Genomic DNA, 19,381 nt, shown 5'->3' with positions numbered 1-19,381 from the left:
TGGTAATAAACCCTGTTATAGAGAAAACTAATGCTGATCCAGCCCGAGGCTGTCGCGTAATAACTGCAACCGCTCCACGTCGCCGTCGCCGGCGGCCTGCTGGAGGGATTTGGTGGGGGCATGAATAAGACGGTTGGTCAGTTTATGGGCCAGCTCGTGAATAACCTGCTCCACGTTGGCGCCCTGCGCGATGGCGGCCAGCGCTTTGGCCTCCATCTCTGCGCGAATTTGGTCGGCCTGCGAACGGTAGTCGCGGATGGTTTCCACCGCGCCCTGCGAGCGCAGCCAGGCCATGAAGTTGGTGCTTTCCTGCTGCACGATCGACTCCGCCTGCACCGCCGCCGCTTTGCGCTGCGCCAGGTTGCTTTGAATGATGGCGTGCAGATCGTCCACGCTGTACAGATAGGCGTTGGCCAGTTTGCCGACTTCCGGTTCGATGTCGCGCGGTACGGCGATATCCACCAGCAGCATCGGCTGGTTGCGGCGCGCCTTCAGCGCGCGCTCCACCATCCCCTTGCCGATGATCGGCAGCGGGCTGGCGGTAGAACTGATGATGATGTCGGCGTCCGCCAGGCGTTCGTCGATCTCCGGCAGGGTGATCACCTCCGCGCCGACCTCGTCCGCCAGCAGCTGGGCGCGTTCGCGGGTGCGGTTGGCGATGATCATGTGCCGCACTTTGTGTTCGCGCAGGTGGCGCGCCACCAGCTCGATGGTTTCACCGGCGCCCACCAGCAAGACGTTGAGATCGGCCAGCGATTCGAAGATCTGGCGCGCCAGGGTACAGGCGGCAAAAGCCACGGAGACCGCGCTGGCACCGATGTCGGTTTCGGTACGCACGCGCTTGGCGACGGAGAAGGATTTCTGGAACAGACGCTCCAGCTCGCCGGACAGCGACTGGCCGCGTTGCGACTCGGCGAAGGCCTTTTTGACCTGCCCGAGGATCTGCGGTTCGCCCAGCACCAATGAGTCCAACCCGCTGGCCACCCGCATCAAATGGCTGACCGCGTCGTTGCCCTGATGCCAGTACAGGCTTTTCTTCACCTCTTCCGGGCGCAGGTTGTGGTAGGCGCACAGCCAGGCGACCAGCTGCTCGTGCATGTGTTCCTGCTGCTCTACGCTGAGGTACAGCTCGGTGCGGTTGCAGGTGGACAACACGACGCCGCCCTGCACCAACGGTTGTTGGAGCAAGCTGGTCAGCGCCTCATCGATGGACTCTGGCGAGAAGGTCACCCTTTCACGCAGAGAAACCGGAGCGGTTTTGTGATTTATACCTAACGCCAGCAGGGTCATTGCTTCGAGTAATACTTCTGTTGGTACGGGTTCTCGTTGAACGGCATTCTACTTGATGCGCGGGATCAATAAAAGTAACAACCGCATCTTCCGTTCAATCGTTGCCATAGACGGCATCAATCGATGAATAATTAATAAATACAGTGAGATGATTTATAATTTGACGACATAACATACTGAATTTTAGCGCAGGATGCGATCTCCCGCACAGGATTCGGTAAAACCCGCAGGTTATCCGCTTATAATCCGCGCGTTTACCAACCCAGCGTGCCGCAACGGTAGGAGGGATCCAGGATAAAAGAGACCTGCTGGCAAAAAACCTGCTTGGCCTGAAAATAAAAAAATACCGCGCCGGCAAAGCACAGAAGCGAAATGATTATCCGCGCCGCAATCTTCATTCGATTATTTCCCGCAACAAAAACCCCCGGCAGCATACCGAGGCAAACATCAACCAAACGCTAACGGCGGTCACCCCGTCGTATCGAAAATTGTTGCCCCCGGACAACGGCACGAAACGATTGTGTTAATCTTAATGACGCCCCAATGCGCGTACCGGGTTGGCATTGCGCCGGTAAAAGCGGCAAGATTCAACGCGATGCAGCAAAAAATTGACGCGCCGCCGCCGCCCCGTTAGCGTGAGCGCTGAATCCGGGTTTCGTCGCGCATGCCCGCAAGGACAAAAGGACAAGAGAAAGTTATGCCAATACGCAAAGTTAGTTTGCTCCGTCTGATCCCGCTGGCCAGCCTGGTGCTGGCCGCCTGTACCACCACCAAGCCGACCGGCCCGGCCACCAGCCCGACTTCTCCGCAGTGGCGCGCCCATGAGCAGGCGGTGCAGCAGCTCAGCACCTATCAGACCCGCGGCTCCTTCGCCTACTTGTCTGATCAGAAAAAAGTCTACGCCCGCTTCTTCTGGCAGCAGTTCTCGCCGGAGCGCTACCGTCTGCTGTTGACCAACCCGCTGGGCAGCACGGAAATGGATCTCAACGTGCAGAAAAACGTGGTGCAGCTGACCGACAACCAGGGCAAACGCTACGTCAGCGACAACCCGGACGAGATGATCCGCAAGCTGACCGGCATGGCGATCCCGCTGAACAACCTGCGCCAGTGGATGCTCGGCCTGCCGGGCGAAGCCAGCGATTTTGCGCTGGATGACCAATATCGCCTGAGCAAGCTGACTTACCAGCAAGGCGGCCAGACCTGGAAAGTGGATTACCAGGGCTACAGCAACGAGGTGCAGCCGACGCTGCCGAACCGCCTGGAACTGCAGCAGGGCGAGCAGCGCATCAAGCTGAAAATGGATAACTGGACGTTCAAATGATTCGCCAGTGGCCCTCCCCCGCGAAACTCAACCTGTTTCTGTACATCACCGGCCGTCGTGAAGACGGCTATCACCTGCTGCAGACGCTGTTTCAGTTCTTGGACTACGGCGACACCCTGACCATTGATCCGCGCCAGGACGACCGCATTCATCTGCTGACGCCGGTCGACGGCGTGCCGGACGAACAGAATCTGATCGTGCGCGCCGCCCGCCTGCTGCAGCGCTATTGCGATGAGCGCGGCCTGCAGACCGCACCGCGCGGCGCCGACATCAGCATCGACAAGCGTCTGCCGATGGGCGGCGGCTTGGGCGGTGGCTCCTCCAACGCCGCCACCGTACTGGTGGCGCTCAACGAACTGTGGCGCTGCGGTCTTGGCGACGACCAACTGGCCGAGCTGGGGCTCAGCCTCGGCGCCGACGTGCCGGTGTTCGTGCGCGGCCACGCCGCCTTCGCCGAAGGCATCGGCGAGCGTCTACAGCCGGCCGAGCCGCAGGAAAAGTGGTATCTGGTGGCGCATCCCGGCGTCGGCATCCCGACGCCGGTTATCTTCGGTGACCCCGAATTGAAAAGAGACACCCCGGTTCGCTCCTTAAGTGAGCTGTTGCAGGCGCCGTACGCAAATGATTGCGAACCGATCGCAAGAAAACGTTTTCGCGAGGTTGAACAGCTTCTTTCATGGCTGTTAGAATACGCCCCGTCACGCCTGACTGGCACAGGTGCTTGTGTGTTTGCTGAATTCGACACAGAAATCGCCGCCCGTCAGGTGTTAAATCAAGCCCCGGAGTGGTTGTGTGGTTTTGTAGCGCGCGGCGTTAACGTCTCCCCACTACATCGCATTCGTTCCGGGCGGTTTGAGTCGTAGCTCAACGTTTCGCTGCGCAGGGTCATGCACACCTGGCCCTGTTATCCCTGCGCTGCCTGCGGTCTCAATTTTAGTTTTACATACCCGTATGTATATTGCGCCGGCGTCGCCGACTGCCCCTTGGCGATGTCGTATGACAATATCTTCTCTGGACGCAAGCCTGAGGTTCTTCTCGTGCCTGATATGAAGCTTTTTGCTGGTAACGCCACCCCGGAACTAGCACAACGTATTGCCAACCGTTTGTACACCAGCCTTGGTGACGCCGCTGTAGGTCGTTTTAGCGACGGCGAAGTGAGCGTGCAAATCAACGAAAATGTACGCGGCGGTGATATTTTCATCATCCAGTCCACCTGTGCCCCGACCAACGACAACCTGATGGAACTGGTTGTGATGGTCGACGCCCTGCGTCGCGCCTCCGCAGGTCGTATTACCGCCGTTATCCCTTACTTCGGCTATGCCCGCCAGGATCGCCGCGTGCGTTCCGCGCGTGTGCCAATCACCGCCAAGGTGGTTGCCGATTTCCTCTCCAGCGTAGGGGTTGACCGCGTTCTGACGGTGGATCTGCATGCTGAGCAGATTCAAGGCTTCTTCGACGTACCGGTAGACAACGTGTTCGGCAGCCCGATCCTGCTGGAAGACATGCTGCAGCAGAACCTGGAAAACCCGATCGTGGTTTCCCCGGACATCGGCGGCGTAGTGCGTGCCCGCGCCATCGCCAAACTGCTGAACGACACCGACATGGCCATCATCGACAAACGCCGCCCGCGCGCGAACGTGTCTCAGGTGATGCACATCATCGGTGACGTGGCAGGCCGCGACTGCGTGCTGGTCGACGACATGATCGACACCGGCGGTACCTTGTGTAAAGCGGCTGAAGCGTTGAAAGAACGCGGTGCCAAGCGCGTATTCGCCTACGCGACGCACCCGATCTTCTCCGGCAACGCCGTGGACAACATCAAGAACTCGGTGATTGATGAAGTGATCGTCTGCGACACCATTCCGCTGTCGCCGGAAATCAAGGCACTGAAAAACGTTCGCACTCTGACCCTGTCCGGCATGCTGGCTGAAGCCATCCGCCGCATCAGCAACGAAGAGTCGATCTCTGCGATGTTCGAGCATTGATTCGTCGTCTTTCCGGTGCGGCGCCCACCGTGCCGGAAAGATAGCGTGCCCGACAGCAGAAAAAGAAAAACCCGTTGGTGCGTGAGCAACAACGGGTTTTCTACTCGTAGTCCAACATGACCTCAAACCTTAATGCACGGCAGATATTCCCTTGCCCTGCTCTCGCTTCCCTTCTGATTTTTTAATCAATGCGACGAACGATGTTGGTCGTTACGGCACCGTTTATCAAAGTGTTTTACCCACCAGTAGCGATCCGCCACCTGCTCGCGGCCGCCGATACGCGCGCCCACCAGCCACAACAGCGCGCCGACGAAGATACTCATGATGGCGCCGTGGGCGAAAAATTGCGGTAAATCGAACTGAGATACTTCAGCAATAATGGAGTATCCGACGCCGCCGATCATCACGACCAGTCCCAGCCCCATAAAAAAGTTGCCCATTCTGTCCGCGTTTCTACGTTTCATATGCCACCTCCATGATTGCCATGTGCCAACCGGGATAACGCTGCAACTTGTTAACCCACTTTGATAAGTTAAGTATAGTCCTTGTGGCGGCAAGGGGATTGCGGAGGCGATCACAAATGGTAAAGAATTATTGACACTTCTTAACACGCCGCTGAAAATTAGCGGACAAATTGAATTATTCAGCTAATGAATCATTCGTCTTTCTTACCGAGGGCGACGGCGGAGATCGGATTTTGTCATTCGCCGCCCCGGCAGGTAAACTAACGCCCTTTCCATTACCCTGATCATAGCGAATCTCCCAGTGAGCAGTATTAAATTGATAGTCGGCCTGGCCAACCCGGGCGCGGAATATGCCCAGACGCGCCACAACGCCGGCGCCTGGTACGTCGATCTGCTGGCTCAGCGCCACAATCAGCAGTTGAAAGAAGAGAGCAAGTTCTTCGGTTACACCGCCCGCTTGAACCTGGCGGGCAACGACGTGCGCCTGCTGGTGCCGACCACCTTCATGAACCTGAGCGGCAAAGCGGTGCTGGCGATGGCCAACTTCTACCGCATCGAGCCGAACGAGATTTTGGTGGCGCACGACGAGCTGGATCTGCCGCCCGGCGTGGCCAAAATCAAGCTCGGCGGCGGCAACGGTGGCCATAACGGCCTGAAGGACATCCAGAACAAGTTCGGCAACAACCCGAACTTCTACCGCCTGCGCATCGGCATCGGCCATCCGGGCGACAAGAACAAGGTGGTGGGCTTCGTGCTCGGCAAACCGCCGGCCAGCGAGCAGAAGATGATTGACGAAGCGATCGACGAGTCGCTGCGCTGCACCGAGATGCTGATGAAGGACGGGCTGGAAAAAACCGTTCAGCGCCTGCACAGCTTCAAGGCGCAGGCCTGAACCTTGCCGCAGCGGGCGTCCTGCCCGCTGCCTGCATTTAGCCGCGCGGGTTGAAGGTCTCCTCGCTCACGCGGCGGTCATCGGCGGTGAAGCCCTCTTCCGCCACGTAATACTGCGGATCGTCCAGCTCATGGCTGCAGAACGGCCCGGCGCGCTTGAGCAGGCGTACGCAGTCACCGCTCAGGTGGCGCAGCCGAATGCTTTTCCCCGCCGCCAGATAACGCGCCGTCAGCTTATCGATCGCCTCTACGCCGCTGGAATCCATCACCCGGGTGCCGGCAAAATCCAGCACCACATTCTGCGGATCGCTCTGCGGATCGAACAACTCGGCGAAAGCGGCAGCGGAGCCGAAGAACAGCGGGCCATCGAGCTGATACACCGCCACGTCGCCCGTCACCTGCCGCTGGCGCACGCGGATGCGCGCCTGCTGCCAGGCGAACACCAGCGCCGAGATAATCACCCCGCTGATCACCGCCACGGCCAGATCGGTAAAAATGGTGATCAGCGTGACGGCGATCATCACCAGCGCGTCCGCCTTCGGCATGCGGCGCAAACGGCGCAGCGAGCTCCACTCGAAGGTGTTGTAACACACCACCAGCATCACCCCGGCCAGCGCCGCCACCGGCAGCAGGCCGATATAGCGCGACAGGCTGACCACGAACAAAATCAGCAGGATGGCACCCACCGTGCCGGAAATGCGCCCGCGCCCGCCCGAGGTGAAGTTGATGATCGACTGGCCGATCATCGCGCAGCCGGCGAAGCAGCCGAACAGGCCGCACACCGCGTTACCGGCGCCCTGCGCGATGCTTTCGCGGTTGCCGTTCCCCTTCTTGCCGCCCATTTCATCCAGCACCGTCATGGTCAGCAGCGATTCAATCAAACCGACCAGGGCGATCACCACCGCATAGGGCAACACCACCCGCACCATCTCCAGAGTGAACGGCGCCGTCGGCAGGCTAAAGTGCGGCAGCGCGCCGGAAATGTCCGCCAGATCGCCCACCCGCAGCGTGTGCAGATTGAGGCCGATCGTCAACGCCGAAACCACCAGCAGCGCCGCCAGCGAAGACGGAATGGCCTTGGTCAGGCGCGGGAACAGCACCACCACCGCAATCGCCAGCGCCACCAGGCCGTACATCAGCGGCCCCTGCCCGGCGATCATCTTCAGCTGCGCCAACATGATGACGATCGCCAGACCGTTGACGAAGCCGTGGATCGCCGGCAGCGGCACCAGACGAATGAACTTGCCCAGCCGGAAGGCGCCGATCAGGATTTGAATCGCCCCGGCGAACAGCGTGGCCCACAGCACGTAACCCATGCCGTACTGCGCCGCCAGGCTCATCAGCACCACCACAATGGAGCCGGCGGCACCGGAGACCATGCCCGGCTTGCCGCCGAACAACGCCGTGACCAGGCCGATAATAAACGCGGTATGCAAACCGACGATCGGCGAAAGACCGGCGACCAGCGAAAAGCCGACCGCCTCGGGGATCATCGAAACCGCCACCACAAAGCCCGCCAGGACTTCATTTTTAACGTCCGCGATCCTGACGTTACTCAGATTAAACATGCATTATTCACTTATGACAGATGACATCATCTCCCCGCGTAGCGGGTATGGGGTACCGCAAGGCGCGGCAGACTGCAGGCGGGCACAACTCAGGGTGGCGTAGGCAAGAAATACATCCGGCGCGTTTCCTGTCGGTTAATCGGAACGGCCAGTATGGGTAAATGTGATCCAAATCTCAAATAAAAACCTGCCGCGGGCGCTGGGCTCGCCCCGGCCAAACAAGTCTGATCGAGATAAACGCCCATTACGTGTATAATGGCGGCATTATTTTGCCCTTTATGCAGTCGATTAAACCTAACCGGCTGATAGTTAAGATATTTAAGGTGATTACAACATGGGATTCAAATGCGGTATCGTCGGCCTGCCTAACGTAGGCAAATCCACCCTGTTCAACGCGTTGACCAAAGCGGGCATTGAAGCAGCCAACTTCCCGTTCTGCACCATTGAACCGAACACCGGTGTGGTGCCGATGCCCGATCCGCGTCTGGATAAGCTGGCCGAGATCGTCAAGCCGCAACGCATTCTGCCAACCACCATGGAATTCGTCGACATCGCCGGCCTGGTGAAAGGCGCGTCCAAGGGTGAAGGCCTGGGCAACCAGTTCCTGACCAACATCCGCGAAACCGAAGCCATCGGCCACGTGGTGCGCTGCTTCGAGAACGACAACATCATCCACGTCAACAACAAGGTCGATCCGGCCGAAGACATCGACGTCATCAACACCGAGCTGGCGCTGTCTGACCTGGACACCTGTGAGCGCGCCATCCACCGCGTGCAGAAGAAAGCCAAAGGCGGCGACAAAGACGCCAAGGCCGAGCTGGCGGCGCTGGAGAAATGCCTGCCGCACCTGGAAAACGCCGGCATGCTGCGCGCGCTGGATCTGACTGCAGAAGACAAAGCGGCGATCAAATACCTGAGCTTCCTGACCCTGAAGCCGACCATGTACATCGCCAACGTTAACGAAGACGGCTTCGAGAACAACCCGTACCTGGACACCGTGCGTAAAATCGCCGATGCCGAAGGCTCCGTGGTAGTTGCCGTGTGCGCCGCTGTGGAATCCGATATCGCCGAGCTGGAAGACGAAGAGCGCGACGAGTTCATGGCCGAGCTGGGCCTGGAAGAGCCGGGCCTGAACCGCGTGATCCGCGCCGGTTATGAGCTGCTGAACCTGCAGACCTACTTCACCGCCGGCGTGAAAGAAGTGCGCGCCTGGACCATCCCGGTCGGCGCCACCGCCCCGCAGGCGGCCGGCAAGATCCACACCGACTTCGAGAAAGGCTTTATCCGCGCGCAAACCATCGCCTTCGACGACTTCATCACCTACAAGGGTGAACAAGGCGCCAAAGAAGCCGGTAAAATGCGCTCAGAAGGTAAAGACTACATCGTCAAAGACGGTGACGTGATGAACTTCCTGTTTAACGTCTAACCCCTTCCCCGCAGCGTATTTCTCCGCTGCCGGAAACGGAAAAATCCACGCTTCGGCGTGGATTTTTTATTTTCGGGAGGGAACGTGCCAGCGCTTAAAGCAATGCGGCATCATCCCAGCATAAACCTTTATTTATTTAACCGCGGGAAAAGCGCGAGACCGTTATTCCGATTGAAGTTTACTTTCTGCGCATCGGTCAGGTTTGTCTCGGTGTCAAAAATATGATTAAACTTAGCGGTGACGGGCTCAGGCGCATAAGGATAATCGCTGCCGAACAGAATATTATTATGATTCGCAAACGCCAGTAGGCTGGAGAATGCATTAGGGCCGGAAGACAATGCGGTATCAAAATAAAAGCGCTTAAATTTACCGTCCAATTCCTGAGCTGACGGCCCATTTGGATTAAGTGACTCTGCCAGCAATATAAAACGCAAAACGGCATAAGGCAAGAAACCGCCGGCATGCGAAAGAATAATTTTCACGTTAGGATAATTATCCATAACGCCGTTCAACACCATATGGACGGCATTGCGTGTAGTATCAAACGGATAATCAACCAAGGGGCCAGGAACGCCATCCAGCAAATCCATGATGGGATGACCAGGGTGAATGAAAACAACGGCAGAGCGTTGGTTAAGCGCCGCCCAAAGCGGAGCCCACTTTTTATCACCTAAATAGACCCCTTCATAATTGGTTAACAACACCACGCCATCGGCTTTCAGCACATCCAGTGCATACTCAACTTCACGCACCGCCCCCTCAACGTCCGGCAACGGCACGGTCGCGAAGTGACCAAACCGCGTGGGGTATTTCGCCACCAGATTCGCCGTATATTCATTGATTTTCCTGGCCATATCGCGGCGAGCCTGACCTTCCCAGCCAACCACGCTTGGCGCGGTTAACGATAGGACGCTGGTCGCTATTTGCTGTTTGTCCATATAGCGAAGATGGTCGTCCGCCGTCCATTTGGGCAAGGTCCAGCCGGACGGATCGCCGCCGTGGTTCGGCAGCGCGCTGCCCCAAAAGGGCGGGACCAGGTGAGTATGAACGTCGATTCTGGCTAATGAATTCATTTAGCGCCTCCACTATGCATATATTTTATCGTTGAAATATATAGCAACACGCTGAGTGTTGTTGACTAGCCCGCATTTCAGAAATAATCTACACTTTAACGCGAGCTCTATTAGAGGGTATTTTCATGGAAACCATATATCCAATTCATTTTTTTGAACGACTGATACAGGAATCTAATCCATGAATTTTCGCCATATCCAGGCATTCCTGGCCCTCGTTGAAGAAAAACATTTTGGCAAAGCGGCCAAGCGCATTCATATTACGCAGTCGGCTTTCAGCATGCAGATAAAAGCGCTGGAAGAAGAGATTGGCGCACCACTCTTTATTCGTAACAACCGTAATGTCGAACTCACTGAGGTGGGAGAGGTATTTTTAAAAAACGCGCCGGATATTTATGAGAAAATAAAAAGTACGCTTGACGAAACCAAAGCGGCGGCGAAAGGTGAGAATGGCAATGTGCGCATCGGATTTGTCGGCAATGCCGTGGCGGCAGGATTAGTCACCGCCGATATTCATCGATTTAAAGCAGAGCACCCCGACGTTAACTTCCGCGCCAAAGAGCTGTCATACTGGAAACAAATCGATGAGATCGCCAACGGAAATATCGACGTCAGCTACTGCCCCAATCTGGATCTCAATATCCCACCGGAGCTCGGCTTTATACCCATAAAAAAATTTGACTGGGTCGTCGTGATTCAGGAAGACTCCGATCTGGCGAAAAAAGAGGCCTTGAAAAAGGAAGACCTCTCTGGGCGAGACTTTATCATCTACTCGGAAAACAGCGGAGACGAAGGCCAGCTTCGTATCCTGAACGCCATTATTGAAGAAGACATCAAAGTGGCCTATCGGTTGGACAGCACATTAAGCGTGCTCGGCATGGTGGCCTCCGGCCTGGGCATCGCCATCGTTCCCTCTTCGCTATCCTCAATCAAACTGCCCAACATCACCTACAGGCCGCTCCCCGCCGTCGATAACGCAACTGAGGTTTTTTTCATCTATCGTAAGGATGAAAAATCCGCCATCGTTAATGCATTCATATCAGATGTACAACACAGCCTATGATGCCTGCCGGGTTACCTTCGTAGCCCCCACGCGGTGATGCCGGTTTTGTTTAAGCGAAGATAAAAAACCGGCGCTCATCGTCGCTTTTAAGCATCGGGCATTCTGTCAGCGCCGCTCCCCCCCCACACCGAAGGCCGATTCTCGCTGCGCCATTTCTCCCCCGCTGCCGTCCCCGGCAACGGGGGTTTCAAACCTTCGATAGTCCACAGTGAGAACGGCGTTTCGTCCACGTGCAGCTCCCAGCGCAACCCGCGCGCGGCAAGGTAGGGTTGCAGGATGCGGGTGCAGGCCGCCAGGAATTGCTGCTGCTCTGCGTCGTTGTCCATGGCGCGCGCAATATGGTCGATGGTCACCCGCACGAAGTCATCGGCCGGTTCGCCGCCGAGATAGGCCGAACCTGGCGGCAGCGCGTGGAAGAAGACGTTGACGTAGAAGCGCGGCAAAAAGTCCTGGTACAGGGCGGTGACCTTCTGCGCAATCGCGCGTTTATCGGCGGCGCTGAAGGCCGGTTCAGGGTGGTAAATCTGCCACAGTGGCATCGCGTTATCTCCTCGGTAAAGCTGCGGGGTATCGACAATCGTTCTGGCCGGCAGCCTGTGTCAAACAAAACTCCAATAATAAGAGTAATAACTCCAATCATTGAAGTGATCAAGCCGAGGCGATAAAATTATCCGCATTAGGGCGGCAAACGGAGGCAAGGCAAAGTGAAAGCAAAAGGGTTTGAGGGCATGACGTGTTCGGTGGCCCACGTGCTGTCGGCATTGGGCGATCGCTGGGGCGCGATTCTCATGCGCGATCTGTTGCTGGGGCTCTCGCGCTATGACGATCTGCGCCAATCGACCGGCATCACCAACAACACGTTGGCCGATCGGCTCAAGGCGCTGGAAGGCAGCGGCCTTATCGAAAAGCGGCAATACCAGACGCGCCCCGATCGCTACGAGTATCTTCCGACGGAGAAGGGAAAAGATCTCGGTCTGCTGGTGATGGCGATGATCCAGATTGGCGACAAGTGGAACCTGTCCGAGCTGGCCGGGCCGCCGCTGCGCGTGGTCGACCGTGCGACTGGCCACCCCGCCACCCTGCGCGTGGTCGATGCCGTGACCGGCGAATCGCTGCCGCCGCAAAACCTGGCGCTGGCCGCCGGGCCCGGCGCCGATGAGATCACGCGATGGCGGCTGGCCGTCGGCAAAACCCGCTAACGGCGCGCTACAACAGCGCAATCATCTTCAGCAGTTCAACCCGATTGCGGATGCCGAACTTTTTGCCGGCGTTATTGAGGTGCGAATAAACGGTTTTCGGGTGCAGGTTAAGCCGCCGCGCGGTCAGGCGGATATCTTCGGTGCGGGCGGTTTCACACAGCACCGCTGCCTCGCCAGGCGTGATTGCCGCCGCCCGCTGCCGGTTCACCACGTGCCGTTCGCTCGTCTCCTGGCGGGCCAGCGTTGCGCAGGTCTCTCGCACCACCTGCAGCGCTTCCCGTTTGTGCAAAATCGCATCCGGCTGCGCCGCAGCGATAAACGCCAGGATCAGCGGTGAAGTCTTATCGATGAAGAACAGTAACCGGACGTCTTTATATTCACTGCGTGAATATTTAATGAATTTTAAATACGCCTCGAACCGGTAAATCTCCTGGGGAAACTCCATAATAATTAAATCAGGCGCCGGGCTTATATTTTTAATGATGTTCATATTGGGTGAGGATAAGGTTATCACCCCACCGCCCAATAATGTTTTCATGCCCAGCCGGCACAGCGGTGAACCATCGATATAAATCACTCTCACTTTAATTCTCCTTATCAGCATGGACGCATGCTTCCACACCTCAGGCGGCTTGTCGCTGCTCTTTTTTGGGGTAATTCGCCTGCAAAGCACACCGATATAAAACATCTTGATAACATGTTTTTCAAATAATCACGCAACCGTCAGCACGTTGATTAATACGCAAAAAAGGCATGAATGTTTCAAATTATTTCAATCACAAAAACTGGCAATCCAATAAAATCGCAACGTAATGATATAGATCTATTTTCTATTTTGTATGATATAAGCACAAATGAAAAAAAATGTAACAGCAGGCCTTCTCGTCTTATTGCCTTATTCAAAACACCTATAGGGAAAATTCTTAGTTTGTTAGGATGAAAATCCATGTTTGCCGACGCGTTTAAAAAACAATTGCGCAACATGATTAACCCACAACCGCACGTCAGTAATTTATTACTGTCAGGAAAGCTTTTCTCTAAAGTAAATTAAAGGGCATTTCACATGAATGTTAAATTAGTCGCATTATCCATGCTGGCTCTCTCCGGCGCCTGTGCGGCCGCTTCGTCCAATACGGTGCAATTTAAAGGCGAAGTCAGCACGCAAACCTGCTCGGTGAATATTAACGGCAACCAATCCAACCCGGTCGTTCTGCTGCCGACCGTCGCCGCCAGCAAACTCGCCACCAAAGGCGCCACCGCCGGCGACACCACCTTCACCGTCAACGTGACCGGCTGTGCGGCCGCAACCAGCGATACGGCGATCAAAACCGTGCTGGCGGGCAACAACCCAACCACCAACGGCAACCTGGGCAACGCGGGCGATGCGGCCAAAGTGTCCATTCAACTGCTGGACAGCGACGCCACCACGCCGCTGTCGTTCGCCAGCGGTTCGACCGTCACCACGTCGGCGATGACGCTGGCCAAAGATGCCACCTCCACCTCGCAGAACCTGGTGGCCCGCTACTACGCGGAAGACACCGGCGTGGCGGCCGGTTCGGTGATCGCCACCGCACAGTTCGCCATTAGCTACAAATAAGCCGGCGTCAGGCGCCATACCTGTTGATGCCAGCGCCGCCCTTCGCCGGGCGGCGCTGAATGACTCGCTCCCTTTATCGGTTCACGTTTATGCCGCAGATAACCCGCTCCGCCCGCCGATGGGCCGCCCTGTCGCTTTGCCTGATGAGTTTTGCCGCTACCCACGCGTCGGCCAGCGTGACGCTGCTCGGCAACCGCGTGATCTACCCCGCCGAGGCGCGGGAAAAAACGCTGCAGTTCACCAACGACGACGGCACCCCGGCGCTGATGCAGATCTGGCTCGACATCAATAACCCCAAATCCACGCCGGAAAACGCCGATGCGCCCTTTGTCGCCTCGCCGCAAATCTTCCGCATGAATCCGCACAGCGGGCAGATGGTGCGGCTGTCGTTCGTCGGCCAGCCGCTGCCGCGCGATCGCGAATCGCTGTTCTACCTCAACTTCCTGCAGGTGCCCGCCGTGCGCCAGACGGACAGCGACAAGAACAAACTGCTGCTGGTGGTCACCAATCGGCTGAAGGTGTTCTATCGCCCCGCCGGGTTGGCCGGCGACGCCAACCACGTCATCGATCGGCTCAGCCTGCGCCAGGCCGGTAACGCGCTGCGCGTCGACAACCCGACCGGCTACTTCGCCAACGTCAGCCAGGCCGCGATCATGAGCGGCGCGAAGCGCATCACCATCCCGCAGGCGGATCTGATCCCGCCGTTTTCACAGGCCAGTTGGCCGGTGAACGGGGAGGTGCGGCAGGTCGCACTGCGCGTCATCAATGACTATGGGGTGGAAATCTCACGCACCCTGGACGTCGCGCGCTGAAACCAGACAGGGAGGTTTTCATGTTCGATGTCCGCAAGGCGACGCCGCTGCCTGCGCGCTGGTGTTGCGCGCTGCTGGCGCTGCCGCTGGGCTGCGCCGCCGCCGACGGCTATACCTTCGATCCCGCGCTGCTGCGCGGCAGCGTGCTGAGCAACAGCGCCCTGAGCCAGTTCAACCAGCAGGACGCCGTTGCTCCCGGCAGCTATCAGATCGATCTGTACCTCAACGGCCAGTTTCTCGAGCGCGACCAAATTCGCTTCGTGCGCGCAGGCCAGCAGGTGCTGCCCTGTTTCGATCGGCCGCAGTTAGCGCGCTTCGGGCTGAAAAATCCGCCGGCGGCCGCCGAAGCAGAATGCCTGCTGCCCGGTCGGGATCTCAAGGACATCGCGGTGAACGCGGACATTTCGCGGCTGCGGCTGGATCTGAGCATTCCGCAGGCGCTGTTGAACGGCCAGCCGCGCGGCAGCGTCAATCCCGCCAGCCTGGACAGCGGCGAATCGATGGCCTTCGTCAATTACAACCTCAACCAGTACCACGTCAGTTATCGACAGGGGCAAACCCGCGATCTCGACTCGACCTACGCCAACCTGAACGGCGGGTTCAACCTCGGGCTATGGCGCTACCGCCAGCAGTCCAGCTACCGCTACGATCGGGAGTTCGGCGGCCACCTGGACACCAGCCGCCGCTACGTCCAGCGCGCAATTTTGCCCTGGCGCAGCGAAATGCTGTTGGGCGAAGGCTTTACCGACGGGCACTTCTTCTCCGGCCTGGGATTTCGCGGTATTCAGCTCAGTTCGGACGACCGCATGCTGCCGGATTCGCAGCGCGGCTATGCGCCGGTGGTACGCGGCGTGGCGAAAAGCAACGCGCGCGTGACGGTGCTGCAGGGCAAAAGCACGCTGTATGAAACCACCGTCGCGCCGGGGCCGTTCGCCATCAACGATCTGTACGCCACCAACTACGCCGGCGATCTCACCGTGGTGGTGACGGAAGCCGACGGCAGCGTCAGTACCTTCACCGTGCCGTTCGCCGCGGTGCCGGAATCCATCCGCCCCGGTCAGTCGCGCTACTCCGCGATCGTCGGCCGTTCCCGCTACGTCGGCGACAACGATCTGTTCAGCGAAGTGACCTGGCAGCACGGCCTGACCAACGCCCTGACCTTCAACCTCGGCAATCAGCTGGCGGACGGTTATCAGGCGATGATGCTGGGCGGCGTGTACAGCAGCTGGCTGGGCGCCTTCGGCATGGACACCACCTATTCCCACGCCAGCCTGCCGGACGGCGGCGCCTCCGGTTGGATGCTGCACCTCTCTTACAGCCGAACCTTCAGCCCGACGGACACCACCTTATCCATCGCCGGCTACCGCTACTCCACCGAAGGCTTTCGCGATCTCAGCGACGTGCTCGGCGTACGGCGCGCCGCCACTACCGGCCAAAACTGGCAGTCCGACTCCTACCGCCAGCGTTCGCGCTTCGAGGTCGCCGTCAATCAGGGGATGGGGGCGTTCGGCAGCCTGACGATGTCCGGCTCGACTCAGGACTACCGCGATCAGCGCGGCCGCGACAATCAGCTCCAGCTGGGCTGGGGAAAAACCTTCGGCAACGGCGTGGCGCTTAACCTCTCCGTCACCCGCACCCGCAGCCTGGGCTACAGCAACGGCGACTACCGCGGCTACGGGCCGCTGGATAACGTCTACAGCGCGCCGCTGGCGCAGAACGCGCAGACCGTCACCGCCCTGTCGCTGAGCTTCCCGCTCGGCCGTTCGTCATCCGCCCCCAGCGTCTCGCTGTTGGCCAACCACAGCCAGGGCCAGGGCGGCAACTATCAGGCTGCGCTGTCGGGCAGCGTCGGCGACGAACAGCCGGTCAGCTACGGCCTGAACTTCACCACCGATGACGATCGCCAACAAAGCATCTGGGGCGGCAACCTGCAAACCCGTCTGCCTTACGCCAACGTCACCGGCTCGTTCTCCACCGCGCGCCAGTACCGACAAGGCTCCCTGTCGCTGCAGGGGGCGGTGGTGGCGCACCGCGGCGGCGTGACACTAGGGCCGTATGTCGGCGATACCTTCGCCCTGATCGAGGCGCCCGGCGCCAGCGGCGCACGGGTGATGGACGGCCAGGGCGCGCGCGTCGATCGCTTCGGCTACGCCCTGGCACCGTCGCTGGTGCCCTATCACTACAACACCGTCGCGCTGAATCCCGAGGGCATGAACGATAAAGCGGAACTGGAAGACGGCCAGCGGCGCGTCGCTCCTTATGCAGGAGCCACGGTGCGCCTGCACTTCAACACCGTGCGCGGCCAGGCGCTGCTGATCACCGCGCAGCGGCCCGATAACGCACCGATCCCGATGGGCGCCAACGTGTTGGACAACGCGGGCAACAGCGTAGGCATGGTCGGCCAGGCCAATCAGGTGTATCTGCGCAGCGATAAGCGCGCCGGGGAACTGACGCTGAACTGGGGCGACGCCCCCGGCCAGCAGTGCACGCTGCATTACCGCCTGCCCGCCGGGGAAGACGGCCCGATTCAACGGCTCAGCGCCCCGTGCCGCTAGCCCGTTAAACTTATTTTCAGGAGAGACGATGAAACGCATTCTTTACCCGTTCGCCGCCCTGGCGCTGCTCGCCCTGTCGCTGTTCGGCGCGCCCGCCGCGCTGGCGCAATGCACCCGGGTTTCTCCCGCGATCGATTCCGGTTGCGATCCCTGCGGGGTGGGCACGGCGCTGGGCCGGGTCAATTTGACCAGCACTTACCTGCAGCCCGTCGGCACGCCGCTCGGCACCAGCGTGTTCGACTTCACCTCCGGCACGCGCTATCCCGATCCCAACAAAGTGTTGTATGAATGCGACGCCGGCGACGCGGGGCAGATCTATGAAGTCTTCGCCACCAACGGCGACGATCGCGTCGGCGGCTATTACGATCTGGGCGCCCAGGACGGCAACCCCAACTACTACGCCACCTACTTCCCCTACGTCGGCATCCGCCTGACCCATCTGGATTCCGGCAAGGTTTTTACCCGCTACTGGCAGTCGGCGCCGATTACCCGCTACGCCACCGTCGGCAGCAAAATTCAGATCCGGGTGAAAGACTTCAGCGCCATCCGTGCCGATCTGATCCGCATCAGCTCGCTGCCGGGCGCGGGTGCCAGCAACTACTGCGGCTACAGCGCCGGCAACCCGCTGGTGGGCATGGCCTCGACCACTGGCAATTCGAACTATACCTGCACGCAGCCGAACGGCTATGTCACCTTTCAGGGGCCCGGCATCGCCTCGGATCCTATCGGCAGCGACTCCGCCACCAACTACGCCACCTGGGGCACCGGGCGCTGGAACGCGATGGGCATGGGCACCGCACCGATCTCCTCCTTGACCTATACCGCCACCTGCGTGGCGCGCAACGTCACGCCGCTGGTGATCCTGCCGACCATTTCCGTCAGCCAGCTGACCGCCGGGCAAACCTCTCAGGCGCAGTTCACCATCAATATCGAATGCGACAACGCCGCCGTGTCCGGCGTCAGCAGCAACAATACCGCCCTCGGCCTGCAGGTACCGTATGAAAGCTATGTCGCGGCGCAGCAGCTCGGGCTGGTCAGCGCCAACGGGGGCGTGAGCTACCTGCTCTCCAGCGGCTACGGCACCGACAGCAGCGTCGCCACCGGCGTGGGCATCGCACTCGCCAACGCCGGCAACGGCGCGCCGATGAACTTCGTCGGCTGGGCGCGTTGCAGCGCCGGGCAATGCCCGCAGGGCAACGACGCCGGCTGGTACCCGGTGCTCAACGGCGCCAGCGGCGGCGGCAGCACCGCGGCGGGGTTTACCCACTACACCACCCAGCTCACCGCCACGCTTGCCCGGCTGCCCGGGCAAACCGTCACCGCCGGCAAAGTGGACGCCAGGGCCTACGTCTGGGTTAAGGTGCAATAATGATGAGAAAGAAATATCTGACAATGGGATGCGCCCTGCTGCTGGCGCTGGCGGCCATGGGCGCGCAGGCGGGCATCATCGCCTCCGCCACCCGGGTGATTTTCCGCGAGGGTGACACGGAAAAAACCCTGATGTTGCTCAACACCAACGGCTATCCGATCGTGGCGCAAACCTGGGTCGATAACGGCGACGTCAATGCCGCCCCCGAACTGTCGCGCGCGCCGTTTGTCACCCTGCCCAGCGTATTCGCCCTGCCGCCTTCGGCGCTGAAAGGGCTGCGGATCCTGTTTGCCGGCGCGGCCCTGCCCACCGACAGGGAGTCGGTGTTCTGGCTTAACCTGTATGAGATCCCGCCCAGCCAGCCGACCACGCCGCCGCTGGCGTCGCGCGTGACGCTGGCGATGAACACGCAGATGAAAATCTTCTACCGCCCCAAAGCGCTAAAGGGAAACGCCGAAAACGCGGCCGAGGCCGTCTCGTTCTCGCTGCAAAAATCGCCGGGCGGCTATCTGCTGCGCTGCCACAACCGGTCGGCGTTTTATCTCTCCTTCGCCCGCATAAGCGTACACATAGGAAAACGTGATTACCCGGTGCGGCAAGAAAGCGACATGATGACCGCGCCGTTCAGCATGCGGGATTATCACCTCGACGGCTTTGCGGCGCCGACACTCCCTTCACAGATCACCGTTCAGGCCACCCTCATCAACGACCAGGGCCAACAGATCGTCAAGTCATACACAGCAAACCCATAACGATAAAAAGCAGCAC

At 59.1% G+C, this 19,381-nt stretch carries 19 protein-coding genes; 12 read left to right on the top strand and 7 right to left on the bottom strand.

What is annotated here, in order from left to right:
• Window positions 1–27: 27 nt before the first annotated feature.
• Together hemA and EKL15_RS04130 are read right to left on the bottom strand one after the other, a co-directional pair.
• A complete protein-coding gene (gene hemA / locus EKL15_RS04135; protein WP_033638164.1) occupies window positions 28–1,290 on the bottom strand; it encodes a glutamyl-tRNA reductase in 1,263 nt (420 codons plus the stop codon).
• A 254-nt stretch (window positions 1,291–1,544) separates the two neighbouring features.
• A complete protein-coding gene (locus tag EKL15_RS04130; protein WP_154618166.1) occupies window positions 1,545–1,688 on the bottom strand; it encodes a hypothetical protein in 144 nt (47 codons plus the stop codon).
• 299 nt (window positions 1,689–1,987) lie between these two features.
• On the opposite strand from EKL15_RS04130, the gene lolB reads away from it, so the two are divergent.
• The 3 genes from lolB (at window position 1,988) to prs (ending at window position 4,596) form a co-directional block, all read left to right on the top strand.
• Window positions 1,988–2,611: a lipoprotein insertase outer membrane protein LolB gene (gene lolB, locus EKL15_RS04125; RefSeq protein ID WP_100396284.1), complete on the top strand. Its 624-nt coding sequence runs from the start codon at window positions 1,988–1,990 to the stop codon at window positions 2,609–2,611.
• Window positions 2,608–3,474 (top strand): 4-(cytidine 5'-diphospho)-2-C-methyl-D-erythritol kinase, encoded by an 867-nt coding sequence (ispE, locus tag EKL15_RS04120; protein ID WP_033638162.1) that lies wholly within the window; start codon window positions 2,608–2,610, stop codon window positions 3,472–3,474. Before lolB ends, ispE begins: the two co-directional genes overlap by 4 nt.
• A gap of 174 nt (window positions 3,475–3,648) precedes the next feature.
• Window positions 3,649–4,596, top strand: coding sequence for a ribose-phosphate diphosphokinase (gene prs / locus EKL15_RS04115; RefSeq protein WP_004941061.1), 948 nt, complete (start codon window positions 3,649–3,651; stop codon window positions 4,594–4,596).
• Between the two features lie 185 nt (window positions 4,597–4,781).
• Here the strand turns inward: prs and ychH are convergent, their stop codons facing one another.
• Window positions 4,782–5,060: a stress-induced protein YchH gene (gene ychH / locus EKL15_RS04110; RefSeq protein WP_025160276.1), complete on the bottom strand. Its 279-nt coding sequence runs from the start codon at window positions 5,058–5,060 to the stop codon at window positions 4,782–4,784.
• Between the two features lie 301 nt (window positions 5,061–5,361).
• Here ychH and pth point away from each other — a divergent pair, with 301 nt between their 5' ends.
• Window positions 5,362–5,952, top strand: a complete 591-nt coding sequence (gene pth, locus EKL15_RS04105) for an aminoacyl-tRNA hydrolase (protein ID WP_004941053.1) — start codon at window positions 5,362–5,364, stop codon at window positions 5,950–5,952.
• 37 nt (window positions 5,953–5,989) lie between these two features.
• On the opposite strand, the gene EKL15_RS04100 is transcribed toward pth, so the two are convergent.
• Window positions 5,990–7,519: a SulP family inorganic anion transporter gene (locus EKL15_RS04100; protein ID WP_100396283.1), complete on the bottom strand. Its 1,530-nt coding sequence runs from the start codon at window positions 7,517–7,519 to the stop codon at window positions 5,990–5,992.
• Between the two features lie 334 nt (window positions 7,520–7,853).
• Here EKL15_RS04100 and ychF point away from each other — a divergent pair, with 334 nt between their 5' ends.
• On the top strand, window positions 7,854–8,945 hold the full coding sequence (ychF, locus tag EKL15_RS04095) for a redox-regulated ATPase YchF (RefSeq protein ID WP_004941048.1): 1,092 nt from the start codon (window positions 7,854–7,856) through the stop codon (window positions 8,943–8,945).
• A gap of 128 nt (window positions 8,946–9,073) precedes the next feature.
• Here ychF and EKL15_RS04090 read toward each other — a convergent pair whose 3' ends face one another.
• Window positions 9,074–10,018 carry an amidohydrolase family protein gene (locus tag EKL15_RS04090; RefSeq protein ID WP_203088853.1) on the bottom strand — a complete coding sequence of 315 codons (945 nt, stop codon included), beginning with the start codon at window positions 10,016–10,018 and terminating at the stop codon, window positions 9,074–9,076.
• Between the two features lie 181 nt (window positions 10,019–10,199).
• Here EKL15_RS04090 and EKL15_RS04085 point away from each other — a divergent pair, with 181 nt between their 5' ends.
• The gene (locus EKL15_RS04085; protein WP_100396281.1) at window positions 10,200–11,081 is read left to right on the top strand and encodes a LysR family transcriptional regulator; all 882 of its coding nucleotides are present in this window, start codon (window positions 10,200–10,202) and stop codon (window positions 11,079–11,081) included.
• Window positions 11,082–11,167: 86 nt separating this feature from the next.
• On the opposite strand, the gene EKL15_RS04080 is transcribed toward EKL15_RS04085, so the two are convergent.
• Window positions 11,168–11,620, bottom strand: a complete 453-nt coding sequence (locus EKL15_RS04080) for a tautomerase family protein (protein ID WP_100396280.1) — start codon at window positions 11,618–11,620, stop codon at window positions 11,168–11,170.
• A 189-nt stretch (window positions 11,621–11,809) separates the two neighbouring features.
• Here EKL15_RS04080 and EKL15_RS04075 point away from each other — a divergent pair, with 189 nt between their 5' ends.
• Window positions 11,810–12,280 (top strand): helix-turn-helix domain-containing protein, encoded by a 471-nt coding sequence (locus EKL15_RS04075; protein WP_208523541.1) that lies wholly within the window; start codon window positions 11,810–11,812, stop codon window positions 12,278–12,280.
• 7 nt (window positions 12,281–12,287) lie between these two features.
• Here the strand turns inward: EKL15_RS04075 and EKL15_RS04070 are convergent, their stop codons facing one another.
• Window positions 12,288–12,725, bottom strand: a complete 438-nt coding sequence (locus EKL15_RS04070) for a LuxR C-terminal-related transcriptional regulator (protein WP_204275756.1) — start codon at window positions 12,723–12,725, stop codon at window positions 12,288–12,290.
• Between the two features lie 618 nt (window positions 12,726–13,343).
• On the opposite strand from EKL15_RS04070, the gene EKL15_RS04065 reads away from it, so the two are divergent.
• From EKL15_RS04065 to EKL15_RS04045, 5 genes are read left to right on the top strand one after another with little or no spacing between them, the layout of a single operon-like run.
• A complete protein-coding gene (locus tag EKL15_RS04065; protein WP_015377562.1) occupies window positions 13,344–13,877 on the top strand; it encodes a fimbrial protein in 534 nt (177 codons plus the stop codon).
• 59 nt (window positions 13,878–13,936) lie between these two features.
• Window positions 13,937–14,689, top strand: a complete 753-nt coding sequence (locus tag EKL15_RS04060; RefSeq protein WP_238423617.1) for a molecular chaperone — start codon at window positions 13,937–13,939, stop codon at window positions 14,687–14,689.
• A 20-nt stretch (window positions 14,690–14,709) separates the two neighbouring features.
• Window positions 14,710–17,244, top strand: a complete 2,535-nt coding sequence (locus EKL15_RS04055; protein ID WP_197848432.1) for a fimbria/pilus outer membrane usher protein — start codon at window positions 14,710–14,712, stop codon at window positions 17,242–17,244.
• Window positions 17,245–17,272: 28 nt separating this feature from the next.
• Entirely contained in the window at window positions 17,273–18,613 is a 1,341-nt protein-coding gene (locus tag EKL15_RS04050; RefSeq protein WP_197848431.1) for a fimbrial protein, read from the top strand.
• Window positions 18,613–19,365 (top strand): molecular chaperone, encoded by a 753-nt coding sequence (locus EKL15_RS04045; RefSeq protein WP_238423616.1) that lies wholly within the window; start codon window positions 18,613–18,615, stop codon window positions 19,363–19,365. The genes EKL15_RS04050 and EKL15_RS04045 overlap by 1 nt, the downstream gene beginning before the upstream one ends.
• The last annotated feature ends 16 nt before the right edge of the window (window positions 19,366–19,381 follow it).

The organism is Serratia sp. 4542 (assembly GCF_016805595.1).
In the GTDB taxonomy this organism is placed as follows: Bacteria; Pseudomonadota; Gammaproteobacteria; order Enterobacterales; family Enterobacteriaceae; genus Serratia; species Serratia nevei.
The sequence above is the reverse complement of the archived record's forward strand: the minus strand, read 5'-3'. Positions and strand labels throughout refer to the sequence as shown.